The organism is Sulfurimonas indica, assembly GCF_009192995.1.
GTDB classification, from domain to species: Bacteria; Campylobacterota; Campylobacteria; order Campylobacterales; family Sulfurimonadaceae; genus Sulfurimonas; species Sulfurimonas indica.
This window is the reverse complement of record NZ_SDID01000014.1, coordinates 34,634-52,600: the sequence shown is the minus strand read 5'-3', so window position 1 is coordinate 52,600 and position 17,967 is coordinate 34,634. Positions and strand designations below refer to the sequence as shown.

At 37.7% G+C, this 17,967-nt stretch carries 15 protein-coding genes; 3 read left to right on the top strand and 12 right to left on the bottom strand.

Translation table 11 applies throughout. The features are described 5' to 3' along the window. Positions 1-2 precede the first annotated feature (2 nt). From ES948_RS07710 to ES948_RS07700, 3 genes are read right to left on the bottom strand one after another with little or no spacing between them, the layout of a single operon-like run. Positions 3-1,049 (bottom strand): HD domain-containing phosphohydrolase, encoded by a 1,047-nt coding sequence (locus ES948_RS07710; RefSeq protein ID WP_152184373.1) that lies wholly within the window; start codon positions 1,047-1,049, stop codon positions 3-5. A 57-nt stretch (positions 1,050-1,106) separates the two neighbouring features. After that, a complete protein-coding gene (gene uvrA / locus ES948_RS07705) occupies positions 1,107-3,932 on the bottom strand; it encodes an excinuclease ABC subunit UvrA (protein ID WP_152184372.1) in 2,826 nt (941 codons plus the stop codon). A gap of 9 nt (positions 3,933-3,941) precedes the next feature. Beyond that, positions 3,942-4,673, bottom strand: a complete 732-nt coding sequence (locus ES948_RS07700) for a sulfite exporter TauE/SafE family protein (protein ID WP_152184371.1) — start codon at positions 4,671-4,673, stop codon at positions 3,942-3,944. 126 nt (positions 4,674-4,799) lie between these two features. Between ES948_RS07700 and ES948_RS07695 the strand changes: the two genes are divergently transcribed. Genes ES948_RS07695 through ES948_RS07685 form a run of 3 tightly spaced genes read left to right on the top strand, consistent with a single transcriptional unit; the run spans position 4,800 to position 6,506 of the window. Further along, on the top strand, positions 4,800-5,228 hold the full coding sequence (locus tag ES948_RS07695; protein ID WP_152184370.1) for a chemotaxis protein CheX: 429 nt from the start codon (positions 4,800-4,802) through the stop codon (positions 5,226-5,228). Beyond that, entirely contained in the window at positions 5,221-5,547 is a 327-nt protein-coding gene (gene fliN, locus ES948_RS07690) for a flagellar motor switch protein FliN (protein ID WP_152184369.1), read from the top strand. The genes ES948_RS07695 and fliN overlap by 8 nt, the downstream gene beginning before the upstream one ends. After that, the gene (locus ES948_RS07685; protein ID WP_152184368.1) at positions 5,544-6,506 is read left to right on the top strand and encodes a hypothetical protein; all 963 of its coding nucleotides are present in this window, start codon (positions 5,544-5,546) and stop codon (positions 6,504-6,506) included. The genes fliN and ES948_RS07685 overlap by 4 nt, the downstream gene beginning before the upstream one ends. Here the strand turns inward: ES948_RS07685 and ES948_RS07680 are convergent. The 9 genes from ES948_RS07680 to gltB form a co-directional block, all read right to left on the bottom strand. Next, on the bottom strand, positions 6,503-7,660 hold the full coding sequence (locus tag ES948_RS07680; protein ID WP_152184367.1) for a hypothetical protein: 1,158 nt from the start codon (positions 7,658-7,660) through the stop codon (positions 6,503-6,505). The genes ES948_RS07685 and ES948_RS07680 overlap by 4 nt on opposite strands. Then, entirely contained in the window at positions 7,657-8,607 is a 951-nt protein-coding gene (gene dusB, locus ES948_RS07675) for a tRNA dihydrouridine synthase DusB (protein ID WP_152184366.1), read from the bottom strand. Before dusB ends, ES948_RS07680 begins: the two co-directional genes overlap by 4 nt. A 2-nt stretch (positions 8,608-8,609) precedes the next feature. After that, positions 8,610-9,632 carry a hypothetical protein gene (locus ES948_RS07670; RefSeq protein WP_152184365.1) on the bottom strand — a complete coding sequence of 341 codons (1,023 nt, stop codon included), beginning with the start codon at positions 9,630-9,632 and terminating at the stop codon, positions 8,610-8,612. A 10-nt stretch (positions 9,633-9,642) separates the two neighbouring features. Beyond that, entirely contained in the window at positions 9,643-9,993 is a 351-nt protein-coding gene (dksA, locus tag ES948_RS07665; RefSeq protein WP_152184364.1) for an RNA polymerase-binding protein DksA, read from the bottom strand. Positions 9,994-10,004: 11 nt separating this feature from the next. After that, positions 10,005-10,463, bottom strand: coding sequence for a 23S rRNA (pseudouridine(1915)-N(3))-methyltransferase RlmH (locus tag ES948_RS07660; RefSeq protein WP_152184363.1), 459 nt, complete (start codon positions 10,461-10,463; stop codon positions 10,005-10,007). Beyond that, complete coding sequence (locus ES948_RS07655; protein ID WP_152184362.1) at positions 10,460-11,023, bottom strand: thiamine phosphate synthase; 564 nt, start codon at positions 11,021-11,023, stop codon at positions 10,460-10,462. Before ES948_RS07655 ends, ES948_RS07660 begins: the two co-directional genes overlap by 4 nt. Position 11,024: 1 nt before the next feature. Continuing rightward, positions 11,025-11,870 carry an acetyl-CoA carboxylase, carboxyltransferase subunit beta gene (accD, locus tag ES948_RS07650; protein ID WP_152184361.1) on the bottom strand — a complete coding sequence of 282 codons (846 nt, stop codon included), beginning with the start codon at positions 11,868-11,870 and terminating at the stop codon, positions 11,025-11,027. Between the two features lie 155 nt (positions 11,871-12,025). After that, complete coding sequence (locus ES948_RS07645; protein ID WP_152184360.1) at positions 12,026-13,411, bottom strand: glutamate synthase subunit beta; 1,386 nt, start codon at positions 13,409-13,411, stop codon at positions 12,026-12,028. 2 nt (positions 13,412-13,413) lie between these two features. Then, the gene (gene gltB / locus ES948_RS07640) at positions 13,414-17,853 is read right to left on the bottom strand and encodes a glutamate synthase large subunit (protein WP_152184359.1); all 4,440 of its coding nucleotides are present in this window, start codon (positions 17,851-17,853) and stop codon (positions 13,414-13,416) included. Positions 17,854-17,967 lie beyond the last annotated feature (114 nt).

Here is a 17,967-nt window from a genome sequence, read left to right as displayed (position 1 = left end):
TTTTACTCTTCCACTAGCTCTTTAAATACTTCAAGATTACTTTCAAATAGGTGTATAAGCCTTGGATCAAATTTCTTGCCTCCAAGACTTATGATATAACGTACAGCTTTTTCAAAGCTCCATTTCTCTTTGTAGGAGCGTTTATGGGTTAATGCATCAAGTACATCTGCTAGTGCAACAATTCTACCATAAATATGTATATCTTCACCTTGTAAACCTTTAGGATAACCTGAACCATCCCAGTTTTCATGATGTTCATAGGCAATGACTGCTGCAGCTTTAATAAGTTCACTTTTGGATTTACTTAAAATGTTCAATGCCAAGACAGGATGCTTTTTCATCTCATAGTACTCTTCATCAGTAAGTCTATCATTTTTGTGTAATATGGAATTGTCAATCAAAACTTTTCCTATATCATGCAGTGGAGAAGCAAGATAGACTGTATGTATCTGTTCATGTGTCAAATGACCTTCTAAAAGTGCAAGCTCTTTGGATATGTTTGCCACACGTTTTACATGTTCAGCCGTTTCACCGCTGTCTGATGCCATAATCTCTGAGAGAATATAGATAATCTCTTTTTGCGCTAGCTCCAACTCTGCTAGGTGTTGATCACGTTCACTTTTTATATCATGTATCAGTTCCCTGTTACGATATTTTAAATTTTGTCTGTGTTTGTAGAGTTCAAGATGATTTGCCACACGGGCACGCAGTTCAACAGAATGGTATGGTTTTGTCACATAATCAACAGCACCAAGTTTAAAACCCTCTTGTATGTAGTCTATTTCAACAATTGCAGTAACAAATATGATGGGAATCTCTTTTAGTACCGGAGTCTTTTTGATCATCTTACATAATGTAAATCCATCAAGCTCCGGCATCATTACATCAAGCAGTATCAGATCAAAACGTTTTCGTTTTAAAATTTCTATAGCAGATTTACCACTCAAAGCATAAGAGAAGTTATAATTGTCATTTTTTAAAATACTAATTGCTAATCGGATATTTTCACTAACATCATCAACAATTAATATATCATATTTCTTTTGCATAAAACCTACCAATTTTTAACAATGTTTTATTATATCATTAAAAATTGATGTTTCTCTTTATTTATGAAGTGCCAGCTCTTTTTTGAGATACTCACCTGTATAAGAACCTGTTCTTTCATAATTCTCTGCCAATGCTTCTGGTGAGCCTTCTGCGATGACAAGTCCACCGCCACTACCCCCTTCTGGTCCCATATCGATGATATAATCAGCATTTTTTATCATATCAAGATTATGCTCGATGATAAGTACAGAGTTACCAAGCTCTACAAATTTATGAAGAACATTTGTCAGTCTGTCTACATCGGCAAAATGCAGTCCTGTTGTAGGTTCATCTAAGATATAGAGTGTTTTTCCAGTATCTTTGCGTGAGAGCTCTTTTGAAAGTTTGATACGCTGTGCCTCTCCACCTGAGAGTGTCACAGCATTTTGTCCGAGTGTGATGTAACCTAAGCCCACATCAACAAGTGTTTTCATCTTCTGATGAATCTTTGGAATCGGTTTAAAGAACTCAAAAGCTTCATCTACACTCATATTAAGCACATCAGAAATGGTTTTGCCTTTATAGTAGACCTCTAAAGTTTGGTCATTGTAACGGCGACCTTTACAGCTGTCACATTTGACCATAATATCTGGTAAGAAATGCATCTCTATTTTTATCTCACCCTCACCCTGACATTTCTCACAACGTCCACCTTTTACATTAAAAGAGAAGCGTGAAGCAGTATAACCACGAATCTGACTCTCTTTTGTTTGTGCAAAGAGGTTACGTATCTCATCCATTACACCGGTATAAGTTGCAGGGTTTGAACGTGGAGTACGCCCGATAGGACTTTGATCAAGATAGATGACCTTATCGACATTTTCAAGCCCTGTTATCTCGACACCTGCAACTTTATTGACCTTTCTGGCATGATTTAAAAGCTCACGTGCAACAGGCAGGAGTGTTTGAAGCATCAGTGAACTTTTACCACTTCCACTGACACCTGTAATACATACAAAATTATTGAGCGGAATTTTCGCAGAGAGATTTTTGATGTTGTTAATCGTTACATTTTTAATCTCTACCCACTTTTCTTGGCCACGTCTATAAAAGTACTCTATCTTTTTACGACCATAGAGATAATCTGCAGTGAGTGTCTTTGCTTTTTTGAGTTTATCAAGTGTACCACTAAAGACAACCTCTCCACCGAACTTCCCTGCTCCACTTCCGATATCTACAATAAAATCAGCATTTTCAATAGTCTCTTTGTCATGTTCAACAACGATGACGGTATTACCCTTTTTCTGCAGACTTCTAAGTGTTTTAATGAGTTTGAGTGTATCTCTCTCATGTAGCCCTATACTTGGCTCATCCAAAACATACATAACACCAGTCAGTCCACTTCCAATCTGCGAAGCAATGCGAATACGCTGAGCCTCACCCCCAGAAATCGTACGTGCATCACGTCCAAGTGTGATGTAGCCAAGTCCTACATCATAAAGGAAAAAGAGACGCTCACGTATCTCATTTAAAATCGGCAGTGCGATTTGCGCATGCTGTTTGTCAAGGTATGTAAAATTCTCTTCATTTGCAAAGAACTCGTATGTTTTTGCTATTGGCATATCGAGCAGTTCTGCTATGCCTTTATCTGCCACTTTTACAGCAAGTGATTCGAGCTTAAGACGGTGAGAATTACAAACATTACAGACCTTCTCACTCATATAATCACCAAGCTCTTTTTCATCCTTGAACATATCATAAGCGATGCGAATAATCCCCGGAAAAATTCGTTTTACCTTATGTTTTTTCCAAAGAAACTCGACCTCTTCTATACCACCATGAAGTATTGCTTTTTGCTGATGCTGCGGCAGTTCTGAATAAGGTACGGTGATATCAATATCATTAGCTGCACAAAAACCTTTTAAGAAGGTAAAGTAATAACCTTTGTTAAAACCATAAACAATCTTGACCGCACCCTTTTCTATCGGCAGGTCTTGATCTATTATCTTCTCTACATCAAGCGCATAGCGAAGTCCTAATCCGTCACACTCACTACATGCACCCTTTGGAGAGTTAAATGAAAAGCTGAGTGGCTCTAGTTCATCAAAACTGATTTTACAGTCAAAGCAGGCATTATGTTCCGAGTAGTGAATATGTTCAGAAATTCCTAACTCTTGGGCATTAAGTACATCGATCTCAAGCTCGCCATAGCTCTCTTTCAATGCTTTTTCAACCGAAGAAGCAATTCGCTCTTTATTCTCTTCTTTCACGACAACTCTGTCAATGACAACTTTAATCGTATGTTTTTTTGTTTTAGAGAGCTCAATCTCTTCATCAAGACGTACCATCACACCATCAATCATAGCACGAACATACCCTTTATGTACCAGTGATTCTAACAGATCTGCATAACTTCCCTTATTCTCACGCACTAACGGTGCCATAAGAACAAGTTTCGCACCTTCTGGTAATTTTGCCACTTCATTGATGATATCTGATGCAGACATCTGTGAGATAACCTTGCCACACTTATGACAGTGCTGAATCCCTACACGTGCATATAAAAGACGTAGATAATCATAAATCTCAGTAATCGTCCCGACAGTAGAGCGAGGATTTTTAGAAGTCGTTTTCTGATCAATAGCAATAGCGGGAGTCAGTCCTTCTATCTTATCAACATCAGGCTTACCGACACGGTCAAGGAATTGTCTTGCATAAGAGGATAGACTCTCCATATAACGTCGTTGTCCCTCTGCATAGAGCGTATCAAAAGCGAGTGTTGATTTACCACTTCCACTAAGGCCCGTCATAACGATAAGTTCATTTTTTGGTATGCTCAAGTTTATATTTTTTAAGTTGTTTTCACGAGCACCTGTAATTTTTATTAAATCTTTTTTTTTCAAATTCTGCCTTTAAAAAAATATTCTGTTTGCCAGATAAAGCACTACAAAGAGATAAAAGCCAACCAATAGTCTCTTTTGTAGACGATGTGATACCTTCTCTTTTAAGTGGATGCCCAGATAAACACCCAAAAGTGAAGCCAGTCCAATGATGATGCCACTTTTATAATCCACATGTCCCTCAATCGCGTGAGATATTAAACCTGCAACGGAAGAAAAGACCACAAAAAAGAGTCCGGCCGAGACCGCTTTTTTAAGTGATACATGCAAAAAACCCACCAGTATAGGAACAAGTAATATACTCCCACCTACACCTATTGTCATACTAAAAGCACCAAGCAAAGCACCGATAAGAAGCAGCAGAGAATAATGCAGTTCCTTTTCTTTAGCATCTTCATGCGTCTTAAAGAACATACGAAAGAGTGCAAATGTCGCAAAAGAGAGAAATAGTATCTCTAAACTTCTATCACTTAAAAATGCTGCGATATAACCACTCAGCAGTGCTCCACCAAATCCACCGATACCAATGACACTTACCATTTTAATATCAAGAGTACCTTTTTTATTGTTCAGATAACTTCCGTAAATAGAACTAAAGACCATCTGTACAACTGATATACCGATAGCTACTTTTGTTTCATAACCCAGCAGTAAGAGTAAAGGAATAAGAATCGTTCCCCCGCCAATGCCAAAAAAACCTGACAAAAGTCCGACAAAAGAGCCAAGCAGCATTAATGCAATCATAAATATCCATAAACTTTTTTGGAATTATACTCCATTATCAATAAGAGAGTCCTTGCAAAATTACAATTTAATTTTAGTTTGTGTTTCATTCAAGTATAATCTAATCATTACAAAACGGGAAAAAAAATGTTAGATACTATTAAAGAGGCGGCTGAAAACTTTTGTGTTCATCAGATTCGTGAACCTCATGAGTTAAAAGATGGCTCAACACAAAAGAGAACGCTTATTGCTTACATAGATATTGACACACAAGACAATAAAAAGCACAGGGTTTACATTGCTTCAGATAAAGAGTTTATGCAAAGAGTCTCCAAGCTCTTTTTGGAAGAAGATGAGAGCGATGAAGAGACACTCAAAGATATGACACTTGAAACTGCAAACCTAATCATTGGGAGTGCAAAAGTTATAGCTGAAGGGATCAGCAGAAACCCTTACACTATTGGGACACCAAAGTTTGAAAAGATTGGGGAGTTTAATTTTGATGTTGATGACTCAAAAACAATCAAAATCGGCAATGATGAACTTACTGTTGCAATTAAGGAAATAGATGCCTGATACAAAAAAAGAAAAAGAGAAATTAGAACAATCTCCTGATCTGTCATGGATGGACTACTCAGGGATTTTAGATATGGAAGTCGAATTTGTCTCTGACCTGGGTGAAACAGAACTGACTGTTCATGAGATACTGCAACTTGAAAAAGGCTCTATTATTGACTTAAAAAAACCTGCAGGAGAATCTGTAGAGTCTTATGTAAATGGGCGTATACTGGGTAAAGGTGAGGTTATGGTTTACGAGAAAAATCTTGCTATCCGTATCAATGAAGTACTTGATTCTTCTGCTGTTTTATACTACCTTTCTAAAGAGAGATTATGATTAAATATTTACTACTTTTCCTACTTCCTCTTTCACTCTTTGGCTCTAAAATTTTAAGTTATAACATCTACGACCGCACAGACAGAGCAGATGTAATGATAACTTTTGATACACCATACAGCGGTATCATCAAACAGAGTCGTGGCAAATCGAAGATAATTATCAAACTAGAAGATGCTACGATAGAGTCACCAAAGATAAAAAAAGTTGCTTCACGCTTTTTACAATCTGTCGCTATTACACCGCTCAAAGGTCAAACACAAATCATTGCCTCTGTACCACAATCTGTCAAACTCCTAGCATCAAAAACAGCAGATGGCTATGGGCTTAGACTACGCTTTACAAATAAAGCAGCAACAAGACAAAAAAGTCTCACTCAAAACAGTACTGCACAAACAAACAACTCCCTCTCTCCACTTCCAACGAAAAAAAGTGATGACCTTACACAGAGCTATTATATTGTTGTTGCAATTTTAATTATTGGGATATTGATTCTATTTTATATCAAGAAAAAAACAACGCCTGCACAACTCAAACAACTCAAACAAAACAGACAAGCGACAAAACAACAAAAGACACCATGGCTTTTCAATGCAAACACTACGCCTCAGCAACAAGCTCCACTGCAGCAAGAGAGCACTCAGAAAAGTACAAATGATGTCTCTATCCGCTTTCAAAAGGCTATAGATGCACACAACAGTGTCATTATGCTTGATTTTGGAGCTGAGAGTTATCTTGTACTGATGGGTAATAGCAATATCTTACTTGATAAGTTCCATGAGAACAGACCAAGCTCACAGCAGGAGTTTGAGACAATCTTGCAAAGCAGACATGAAGAGTTGGAAAACTTTTTAAATGGCCAGAATAATAAAAGTGTGCATACAAAAGAGCAGGAAAAAGAACCGCTGCAGGCTTATAAAGAGAGAGCTGCTTCTCTTTTATATAATGATGAACTCTAAGATTTTTTCTTCTTAGAGTTACTCTCAAAACGCTCTTTGAGCAGTTTTTTCATTGTATTGATATTTTGAAGATTTAGTTCATACTTCTCATCCATCAGTTTATTGATATGAAATACCTCTGTTACCGTAATACCATACGGGTCCTTTTTCTCTTTTGACTCTTTTCCTTCATCATCAAAACTATAAAGGTAGAGATTTTTGCGCGTTGTCTGAATGTAATATGTAAGGACTATCTCATCAGAGTGTTTTTTCTCTAACGCTACTACAACACGCTTATCTGGCTTATATTCATCATCTTTGAGGGTAAGAATCTTTTTTGCATTTTCCAAAGAGAGATACCCGATATAAAACTTATTATAGAGGTTATGATAACGTTGTATTTTAAAGTTATACAAAAAGCTCATATCGATTATATGTTTCGGATGTGAGCGCAGTTTTTTTGTAATCCAGCTCATAGTATTGTAGTATCTAAACGGATGAAGTTTCAGTGTATGGGCTTCTATCATCTTTTTAGAACCGATTTTGTCTTTTGGCTGCAGCTTTTGCTTATCAAGTTTAGTAATGTACTCTAATACCTCTTTTGCAGAGAACTCTTTTGTAAACCATACTTTACAATAGTCAGGGAACTGTTTTGTCCCTGTTGCCCCTTCATTTAAAATAATGAGTGATTTGATAGTGTAATTTGGAAAGATAATCTCTAAAAGTGCTTTTTTCTTACGAAGACGTCTGCGCAGTTTGAGTACTGACTTGACAAGTGTCATCTCTACAAAGTAGAGCTCATTGTTCTTTGTAATAAACATCGCATCAAACTCACTAATCTCACGTGACTTTGTACGGTAAACAATTTGTTCTTTTTCACTGATGGAGAGTGTATTTGCATAAGCTTTGTGCTTTGACTGATGAAAACCTTTTAAGATGAACTTCGTGATGTAATCATTCTCTTCTGCATATCGTAAAAGTTTCTCATAGAGAAAATTTTCATATACCTCTCCCTCAAAAGAACGATATGAACTCAGATATGAAGGATCTTCCGTATCGATCCCTTTTTTAATTAAAGAGAGGAGGTGTTTTGTGTTGTAAACATAATGCAGCAGATTATCTGATATATCATCTTTTTCAAGGTTTTTGATGGATTTTGATATCTCTAAACTCATGCCAACTCTGCTTTACCAAAAAAGTTATCTAATACATCACGAAACTCTGTAACATCACTGATACTGTTTACCTGGTTACGAAGCGTTGAAGCTCCACGGTAACCTTTCGAGTAGGTATGTGTATGTTTACGGAATAAAATTGCTCCATAATCACCATAAAACTCTATCATTTTATCAAAATGTTCCATTATAATCTCATGCTTTAGAGACAACTCCACATGCTCTTCACCTGTGCGAAGCTGGTGAAATATCCAAGGAGCTCCAACAGCTCCGCGACCTATCATCACTCCATCTGCACCAGTATGCTCTAACACCCATTTTGCTTTCTCATAAGAGTCTATATCGCCATTTGCAATGACAGGAATCTTTACTGCCTCTTTTATCTCACGGATTGCATCATAATCAACCGGTGCTTTGAACTTCCCAGCACGTGTTCTACCATGGACTGCTATAAAATCAGCTCCGCTGTCTTCAACCACTTTTGCAATATCAACATGATTTTTCTCTTCAAAACCAAGACGAATCTTTACGGAAGTAAGCTCTTTGTTTGAAGTCTCTTTGATTGTTTTGATAATCTCACCCATAAGTGGTAGATTTAAAAGTAGAGAACTTCCACTGCCATGGCCTACTACCTTTGGTACAGGACATCCACAATTTAAGTCAATAATATCAATGCCCTCTTGTTCATTTAAAACCTCTACAGCACGTTTGACAATATCAACGTCACTTCCGGCAATTTGAACAGAATAAGGGTCTTCTAGAGGGGATTTTTCAAGCATATGAAGGGTTTTTTGTGAGCCATGTGCCAAAGCATTTGAACTTAACATCTCGCTGACAGTCAAATCTGCTCCAAATTTTTTGACAACACTTCTTAAAGGCAAATCAGTAAAGCCCGCCAAAGGGGCTAGTACATAAAGAGGTTTATCAAAGGAGAGGTTTTTTATCATATCTATACAAAGAGGTAAATACTAAAGTTTTTACCACACTCTTTAAGTGCACGATATGCTCTAAAGTTTTGGAACTCATCCGGTTGTGCATTTTCCAGCACTTCATCAGCAGGGGCAAGCATCTCTAAATCAAAAAGTGTAAAGAGATAGGCATCCATTGCCTCTTCATGATATTCTTCACTTAAGGTCTCAAAAAGCTTCATTCTCTGCTCTGGAATCATACCACCTTTGGAGAGTGTAATAGAGAGCTCGATGTAGTCCTGTTTTGAAAGTTCAAGTTTATTCAGCAGTTCAATTAACTCTTCATTCGAGATACTCAGTGTATGCCCATCAGAGTTAATACGTGCCATTATAACATGTAGTGACTCTTTTGTTAAAAATGCTTTATACTTTAAAATATTTTGCAGCGATGCAGTTTTTACATAATCAGTATAAACAAACTGACATAACTCATCTGCATATTTTGTACAGTTTGAAAGGATATCTGCGACTTTAACTTCACCTTTTTTCACTCTGTTTTTCTCATTTTGAATAACTAAAGGATTTTCAGGTAAAAGATTGAATGGTTTTAAATCAACTACTTCACCATTTTTGATATCTTCAATCATTTTAAGAACTCTGTCTATTTTTTCATTTCCAGTAGCTCCAATTAATTCGCCGCTTGGAAAAACTGTACTTTTTTCAAGAAGTGTTCCAAGAAGTCTGTATCTATCAGTCTTAAAAGTATAGCTTCTACTTTTCTTACCAAGATATGCATCAATGATAGCATCAATGATTTTTTCAAAATCTTTCTCATACCCACGCAGTCTAAAACTACCGAGCATAGAATAAAATGCCATATGAAAGACACTCGCAAGATAGAGGACCACCAATGGTACTACTACCCATAACGCCACTGAAAGTGACGGCATTGGAATACCAAAAAGATCAATACTCATAGTCTCTTGAGTTACGTATGCATAAACATACCAACCAACAAGAGCTATCCAAATAAACGCAGCTATTGAGTATCTTTTTATATACATTGCAAATTCCTTAATTAGATTTTTCTGCTATTTCTCTACAATCAATGCAATAAACAGCATGAGGTTTCACTTTCAGTCGTTGAAAACCTATATCATCTTCACACATCTCACAGATCCCATACTCGCCATTTGCTATTTTAGAGAGTGCTTTTTCTATCTCTTCGAGTTCTTGAGTCTGTTGTTGTACTATAGCACTCTCAACCATTGAGTTATTGTTTACTGAAGCATGATCGCCCTCATCATTGAGTTCTAAATTACTGAGTTGATTCAACTCGCTGTTTACACTACTTATGTTTTTTTGAATCTGTTCTTTACGACTCTCTAATATTTCTTTAAAATAATTTAACTCACTTGTCTGCACGTATGCTTTCCTTATTTATGATATGGGTGATTACTCAGTATGGAAAAACCTCTGTAAATCTGCTCTAACAAAACTGCTTTTGCTATTTTATGACTCATAGTTATTTTTCCCAGGCTTATCACACTGTTGCTTTTTTTTAAAAAGCTCTCTTCAAAGCCGTAAGCTCCACCTATGAAAAATTTAATGGACATTTTATCATTTAATAGCTTACTAAATTCAAAACTGTCGATTAATTTTCCATCAGGATGTAAAGTTATACAGAAATCTTTCCCAATGTAAGGCTCTAAAACCTTTGTATATGCCTCTTGAGCGGCTTTTTGCGAAATAGTGTGTGCTTTTGTTACATCTTTTGTAAAAATCTCTGTATCTTTGACTTTTGCAAACCTGCTTATCATTTTTTCTAATTCTTTGTAGAGTGGATCATAGATGGATTTCTCTTTTTTTGCAATAGATATAATCTCTATATTCATTCAAATAACCTACTTCCTATGACATGATACGTAACATGTTCAAACTTGTCATCAAGTTTCACACCACCAATAGCTGCGACATAATGGTCTGAAAGTTGTGCAATAGCATCAAGCTTGTCACCCAAAACTGTCGAGACATCTTGTTTCGTCAATGTATCTCTATAAGCACCCAAACCAATGTAGTTGAGATCCATGCTGTTTGCTTGAAGCACCTCTTCTTCATTATGTGTTGAGACACCCAGTATCTTGTCACTTCCTATAACACTGCGCAAAATAGTCACTGCTTTGTTGATATCTTCATCTATCTCACGCAGATCCTCTTGACCCATATGGACACCATCACAAAACTCTATGAGTTCATAGGCATCATTGACAATCAAAAAACCGTCATACTCTTTTCTTATTGCTATGAGTTGTTTTTTAATGAAGGCAATATCTGCATTTTTTGCACGATATTGAATGATTTCTGCCTTATGTTCATTTGCTTTTTCTAAAAATATCTCTAAAGAGAGACCTTTTTTATCAAGCATATCCTGGTCACATAAAGCATAGAGTCGCATACTAGTCTTTTTTCATTAAAAGAAGGAGATCTGCAAGTGTTTTTTTGAGCTCATTACGATTTACAATCATATCGATAGAGCCTTTTTCAAGCAAAAATTCAGCTCGCTGAAACCCTTCAGGAAGCTCAGAACCGATTGTCTGCTCAATTACACGTGCTCCGGCAAAACCGACAAGTGCACCAGGCTCAGCAATAATAATATCACCAAGATTTGCAAATGAAGCTGAAACACCACCCATTGTAGGATCAGTAAGTACTGAGATAAACGGAAGCCCTTCATTGGAAAGCTTTCCAAGTGCTGCAGAAGTTTTACTCATTTGAAGTAGTGAAAAAGTTGATTCTTGCATTCTTGCCCCACCAGAAGCAGAAAGAATAACCAGACCTTCACGGTTTTCTATCGCACGATTAACTGCACGTACAATCTTTTCACCCTCTACTGAGCCTAAAGAACCACCCATAAAGGCAAAATCAAAGATAACAAGCTGAACTGGAAGTCCATTCATCTTACAGCTTCCAGCAACTACAGAAGATTTTCTTCCTGTTTTAGCCTCTCCTTCTTCAATTCTCTTTTTGTATGGTTTTTTATCAACAAATTTTAGTGGATCAACCGGCTCAAGCCCTGCATCATGCTCTACAAATGTTCCTTCATCAGCCAAGAGCTTGATACGCTCTTTTACACCTATACGGATATGGTAACCACACTTAGGACATACATAATTTTGATTCTCAACCTCTTTGTAGTACATTAAAGAGTGACAAGATTTACACTTAATCCAGTGAGAACCGGCTTCTGCTTTTTCAGGCTGTTTATTATCAAATTTTTTTGTAAAAAGGTTGAGTAAATTCAAAAAATATCCTTATATTATAATCGTGCGATATTATAGCAAATTTATACTAACATAAAAATTGTTTGAGACTTTTTTTGTAATTTATAAAATGAAAGTGAAAATAAAAGAGGGAAGAAACTACCTTTATCGAAAATAGATAAAGATAGTTTAGTGTTCTATCTCAATAAAGCGTTAGCGATGCTTCTAGCAGCCTCACGACCGTCATAAGCAGCCGTTACTACCAAGTCAGCTCCACGGAAACAGTCTCCTCCGGCATAGATACCGGCAGTTGTAGTCTCATGTGTCTCTTCATCGATAATGATACCGCCCCACTCATTTGTCTCGATGCCGTTTTCAGCTAAGAAAGATGGTACAGCAGGATCAAAACCAAGAGACATAATAATAACATCTGCATTGATTCTATGCTCACTTCCTTTTACCTCTTCCATACGCTGACGACCAGATGCATCTTTAGCACCAAGTGTAGTTTTAACAACTTCCACAGCTACAGCTTTACCTTCATCATTAAGTATGATCTCTTTTGGAGATACAAAGAAAGTAAAGTCAACACCTTCTTCCATTGCATTTTTATACTCTTTTTTAGACCCTGGCATATTCTTCTCATCACGACGGTACAAACATGTTACAGACTTTGCACCTTCACGTTTTGCAGTACGAAGACAATCCATTGCAGTATCTCCACCACCAATTACAACAACATTTAAGTCTTTAAAGTCAAACTTCTTGTCATAATCAAGCTTAAACTGTTTACGCTGAATAGCAGTAAGATAATCCATAGCTGCATATACATTTGGAGCATTTTCACCAGAAATACCGGCTGATTTTGCTTTTGTAGCACCAACACCGATAAACATCGCATCATGCTCATTAGCAATCGTTTCAAAATCGATATCACGACCAACTTCACAGTTAAGTACAAGTTTCAGCCCTGCTTCTTCTAAAAGACGAATACGACGTTCTACTACTTTTTTATCAAGTTTAAAATTAGGAATACCATATGTCAAAAGTCCACCAGCACGGTCACTTCTTTCATACATAGTCACAGCAATTCCACTTCTTAAAAGATACGTTGCAACTGAAAGCCCCGCAGGACCACTTCCGATAACTGCAACTTTTTTATCTGTTGTAATTCCAGGAAACTCTGGTTTGTATCCTGCTTTGAAACCAGCTTCAGTGATGTGTGTCTCAACAGAGCCGATAGTAATGGCACCATGTCCGTCATTAAGCGTACAGTCACCCTCACAAAGTCTGTCATGAGGACAAACTCTTCCCATAACTTCTGGAAATGGTGAAGGCTCATTAGAGAGTCTGAATGCAAACTCCAAATCTTTTTCAGATATCGCTTTTAACCATTGTGGAATATAGTTATGAAGAGGACACTTGTTCAGACAAAACGGATCCCCACACTGAATACATCTGTCACTTTGAGTAGCAGCATCATCACGATCAAATACCTCATAGATTTCACCAAAGTCTTTCGTTCTCTCAACGACAAGTCTCTTCTCTGGATCAATTCTTTCTGTTGTTAAATATTCTCTCATTATTAATCTCCATTCTCTAGGTTAAGAGGTAGTTTTGTTAAGTTTTTCGGTTTTACCAACCAGAAGTTTCTTACTTCTACTCTAAAGTTATCAAGCAGGTCTTGTGCTTTCTTACTGCCAGTCTCTACTACATAATCTTTAAGCAGACGTTTGAGGTAGTGACGTGCTTCATCACCCTCATCTGTATCGATTCTTACAGCCTCTACAAGCTCACCGTTTACATTTTCAATGAAACTGTGCTCTTTGTCATACACGAAACTGATACCACCTGTCATACCTGCACCAAAGTTAATACCTGTACGACCAAGGATAACAACGACACCACCTGTCATATATTCACAGGCATTGTCCCCTGTTCCTTCAACGATAGCAAATGCTCCAGAGTTACGAACGGCAAAACGCTCACCTACACTTCCTGAAACATAAAGTTTACCGCCAGTCGCACCATAAAGACACGTATTACCACCGGCAGAGTATGCTTCACCTTCATTTTTTGAAGTAATGATGATCTTACCACCGTGCATACCTTTACCGATGTAGTCATTTGCCACACCTTTGAGGTAAATAGAGACACCATTAATCAAGAATGCTCCAAGTGCCTGACCTGCAACACCCTCAAGATTGATTTTGATTGTATCAGGTTTAAGACCTGTATCACCGTAATATTCTGCAATCTCACCAGAGATAAGTGCACCAAAACTTCTGTTTAGGTTACAGATATCTCTTTTGATTCTAATTGGATGCTCAGGATGTTTGATAGCTACATATGCCTCTTTGAGCACATCTTTTTCAAAAGCATTATCATCAAACGGAGGATTGAACGGTTGTTGACAAGTATCTACACCCTCTTCTTTATGAAGCACTGCAGAGAAGTCGAATTTTTTTGCGAACTCGTCCTCTTTCACTTGAAGTAGATCAACACGACCTATCATCTCTTCCATTGTTCTGTAACCAAGCTGAGCCATGATAGCTCTTACATCTTCAGCAAGCAGTGTAAAGTAGTTGATAACCTGATCAACATGTCCTTTAAAGAACTCCTCACGCAACTTCTCATTTTGTGTAGCAATACCTACAGAACATTTATTGACATGACAGATACGAAGCATTTTACAACCAACGATTGTAAGAACACCTGTACCAAATGCATAAGACTCAGCACCTAAAAGTGCCGCTTTTACGACATCAAGACCAGTTTTAAGTCCACCATCAGTCTGAAGTTCAACCAATCCACGAAGATTATTCGCTTTAAGAGCATTATGCGCCTCAGAAAGACCTAGCTCCCAAGGGTTCCCCGCAAACTTGATAGAAGTAAGTGGTGCAGCACCTGTACCACCATCACCACCGGAAATGATGATTTTGTCTGCATACGCTTTTGCAACACCTGCTGCAATTGTTCCAACACCGACAGTTGAAACAAGTTTCACGGCAACACGTGCTTTAGGGTTTACCTGCTTCATATCAAAGATAAGCTGTGCCAAATCCTCAATAGAGTAGATATCATGATGAGGAGGAGGTGAAATAAGTGTAACACCTGGAACAGTATGGCGAAGTTTACCGATTAACGGAGTAACCTTATGTCCTGGAAGCTGTCCACCCTCACCCGGTTTTGCACCCTGTGCAACTTTGATCTGAATCTCTTCAGCTGAACGGAGATATGCCGGAGTTACACCAAAACGACCTGATGCGACCTGTTTGATTTTAGAGACTCTTTCCGTTCCAAAACGCTCTTTATCTTCTCCACCTTCTCCAGAGTTTGATTGACCACCTATACGATTCATCGCAATAGCGATAGTCTCATGTGCTTCAGGTGAAATAGAACCAAGAGACATTGCTGCTGATGCAAAACGTTTAAAGATTGCCTCTTTTGGTTCAACTTCGCTGATATCAATCGGTTCTCTGTCTGACTTGATATCCAAGAAGTCACGAATCATCTTCAGACCACGACCCTCAACAAGTTTTTTCAGCTCTGCAAAATCTTCAGGCTTTCCGCTTGATGCCATTTTATGAATAGCATGGATAACAGCAGGACCGAAGTCATGATGTTCTTGACCTGTATAGAACTTATAAAAACCACCAATGTTTAGTGGGAAGATTTTCTTAAACCCATCATTTTTAAATGCTGAAGTGTGATACTTCTCTAATCTTTTATCAATATCTTCATAAGAAAGACCCGGTACAACACAGTTTGAAGATTCAAAACACTCTTGCACTATCTCACGTGAAAGTCCCATAACATCAAAAAGACCAGAGTTTCTGTACGATGCAATCGTTGCAATACCCATTTTTGACATAATTTTCAAAAGTCCGCCATTAAGTGCAGTATGTACCGATTTGAGCGCTTCAGGAACTGTGATTTTACTATTTTTCTTACGCTCTAGCTGTTTAATAACCGTTGCAAACAGAAGGTTTGGATAGATTGCACTTGCACCATATCCGAGTAAAACTGCTGCAGAGTGAGAATCTACTACTTCACCTGTTACTGCAATGATTGATACCAAGTGACGAATTTTTGCACCAAGAAGTGCAAAATTAATACGACCGACAGCCATAGCCATTGGAATCGTCTTTTTATCCGGTCCAAATTCAGCATCATCCAAAATAACAATTCTTGTACCGTCATTTTTAACAGAACCGATAACTTGTGCTACAAGATTATCAAGAGCCTCACGCAAACTTCCGCTGTAGGCCGTTGAGAATGTCTCATTTTTATAGAATCTTTGGTACGAAGGTGACTTTTTATCTCCAAAAGATTTCAGTACCTCAAGCTTCTCCATTGTAATAATAGGAGAGATAGATTTGAGTCTGTGTGCGTGAGAAGGAATCTCATCTAAGATATTATGTACTTCACCAAAACCTGTGTTTAAACTCATAACTACTTTTTCACGGATCGGATCAATCGGCGGGTTTGTTACCTGTGCAAATTTTTGCTTGAAAAAGTCTGTAAAGTTTCTCTGTTTTTCAGAAAAAGCAGCAAGTGGCGTATCATCACCCATAGAACCAACAGCCTCTTTACCGTCATTGATCATCGGCTCAATAACCTGCTCTACAATCTCTTCAGTGATGTTATAGAACTTTTGTTTTCTGATGAGCATATCCTCTTCCATAGCTTCAGCTTCACTGTACTGCTCTTCAACGTGCTCTTGCAGATAGATCATATGCTCATTTAGCCACTTCATGTATGGGTTTGAAGATTTAAGGTAGTTGTCAATATCACAACTTTTAAGCACTTTCCCATATTTTAGATCAAGTCCTATCATTTCACCTGATTGCAGACGACCACGCTCTTTAATCTCATCTTCTTGGATGTCAATAACACCATATTCAGAAGCGATAAGCAGGTTGTTGTCATGTGTAATAATATATTTTGAAGGACGAAGACCATTTCTGTCAAGTGCACAACCAATATAACGACCATCAGTTACAGAGAATGCCGCAGGACCGTCCCACGCTTCAAATACAGTAGAAAAGTACTCATAAAATGCACGAAGTTCCGGGTCCATATGCGGTGCATTCTGCCATGCAGAAGGAATCACTGCACGTACAGCTTTAAAGAAGTCCATACCGTTTACAAGAAGGAACTCTAAAAAGTTATCAGCCGATGCAGAATCCGATGAGCCCGGCTGTAAAATAGGTAAAAGTCTCTCTATCTCTTGGGCTGAGAAAACTTCCGACTTGATAGATTCAGACTTGATAGCAACATTGATACGGTTCCCCTCAACCGAGTTGATCTCACCATTATGTGCAACTGCACGGAACGGCTGAGCCAAACGCCATTCTGGAAGTGTATTTGTTGAGAATCTTTGGTGAAAGAGTGAAAAAGAGATTTTAAAGCTTTCATCTTGAAGGTCTTCATAGAACTCTTTAATATGTGTAGGCATTACAAGCCCTTTATATGAAAGAACTCTGCTACTCATAGATGCGATGTAGAAATCTCTGTCATCTACAAGTTTATGCTCTGCTTCCTTGCGTGAGAGGTAAAGCAGTGCATCAAATCTATTTGTCGCCATAATCGAATTAGGAACGATAAAGAGTTGAATGATATTTGGAAGTGTTTCAAGTGCTTGCGCACCTAGTGCATTTGTATTTACCGGAACAACGCGGCGAAGTACAACTTTTAGGTCATTGTTTGCACAAATCTCTTCTACAACATCTAAATGTTTTAACTCTTTTGTAAATACTGAAGCAACTGCAAACTGATTTGCAAGTTCTACTCCATTTTTAGCAGCCTCTTTTCGGATGAACTCCTCTGGCATAGAGAGTAAAAGTCCACTACCATCTCCTGTTTTTCCATCTGCTGCAACAGCACCACGGTGCATCATACGCTCTAGTGCAGTAATAGCATCATTTAGAACCTTGCGTGAAGGCTTGTTGTCAATGTTTGCAACAAGACCAAAACCACAGTTATCTTTAAACGATCTCAATAAATCATGATGTTCAACCATTTTCACTCCCAAATTTTTAAATTCATGTAAAAAAATCTTACAGTTTAATCTCTTTTTAAAGAAACTTAGTCTATTTAGACAAAGTGGGTTTATTATACTGTTTTTTAGTTTAAG

Coding starts and splice junctions, on each gene's coding strand:
- ES948_RS07710 (WP_152184373.1), bottom strand. CDS start 1,049: ATGCAAAAGAAATATGATATATTAATTGTTGATGATGTTAGTGAAAAT.
- ES948_RS07700 (WP_152184371.1), bottom strand. CDS start 4,673: ATGATTGCATTAATGCTGCTTGGCTCTTTTGTCGGACTTTTGTCAGGT.
- ES948_RS07695 (WP_152184370.1), top strand. CDS start 4,800: ATGTTAGATACTATTAAAGAGGCGGCTGAAAACTTTTGTGTTCATCAG.
- fliN (WP_152184369.1), top strand. CDS start 5,221: ATGCCTGATACAAAAAAAGAAAAAGAGAAATTAGAACAATCTCCTGAT.
- ES948_RS07685 (WP_152184368.1), top strand. CDS start 5,544: ATGATTAAATATTTACTACTTTTCCTACTTCCTCTTTCACTCTTTGGC.
- ES948_RS07680 (WP_152184367.1), bottom strand. CDS start 7,660: ATGAGTTTAGAGATATCAAAATCCATCAAAAACCTTGAAAAAGATGAT.
- dusB (WP_152184366.1), bottom strand. CDS start 8,607: ATGATAAAAAACCTCTCCTTTGATAAACCTCTTTATGTACTAGCCCCT.
- ES948_RS07670 (WP_152184365.1), bottom strand. CDS start 9,632: ATGTATATAAAAAGATACTCAATAGCTGCGTTTATTTGGATAGCTCTT.
- ES948_RS07660 (WP_152184363.1), bottom strand. CDS start 10,463: ATGAATATAGAGATTATATCTATTGCAAAAAAAGAGAAATCCATCTAT.
- ES948_RS07655 (WP_152184362.1), bottom strand. CDS start 11,023: ATGCGACTCTATGCTTTATGTGACCAGGATATGCTTGATAAAAAAGGT.
- ES948_RS07645 (WP_152184360.1), bottom strand. CDS start 13,411: ATGAGAGAATATTTAACAACAGAAAGAATTGATCCAGAGAAGAGACTT.
- gltB (WP_152184359.1), bottom strand. CDS start 17,853: ATGGTTGAACATCATGATTTATTGAGATCGTTTAAAGATAACTGTGGT.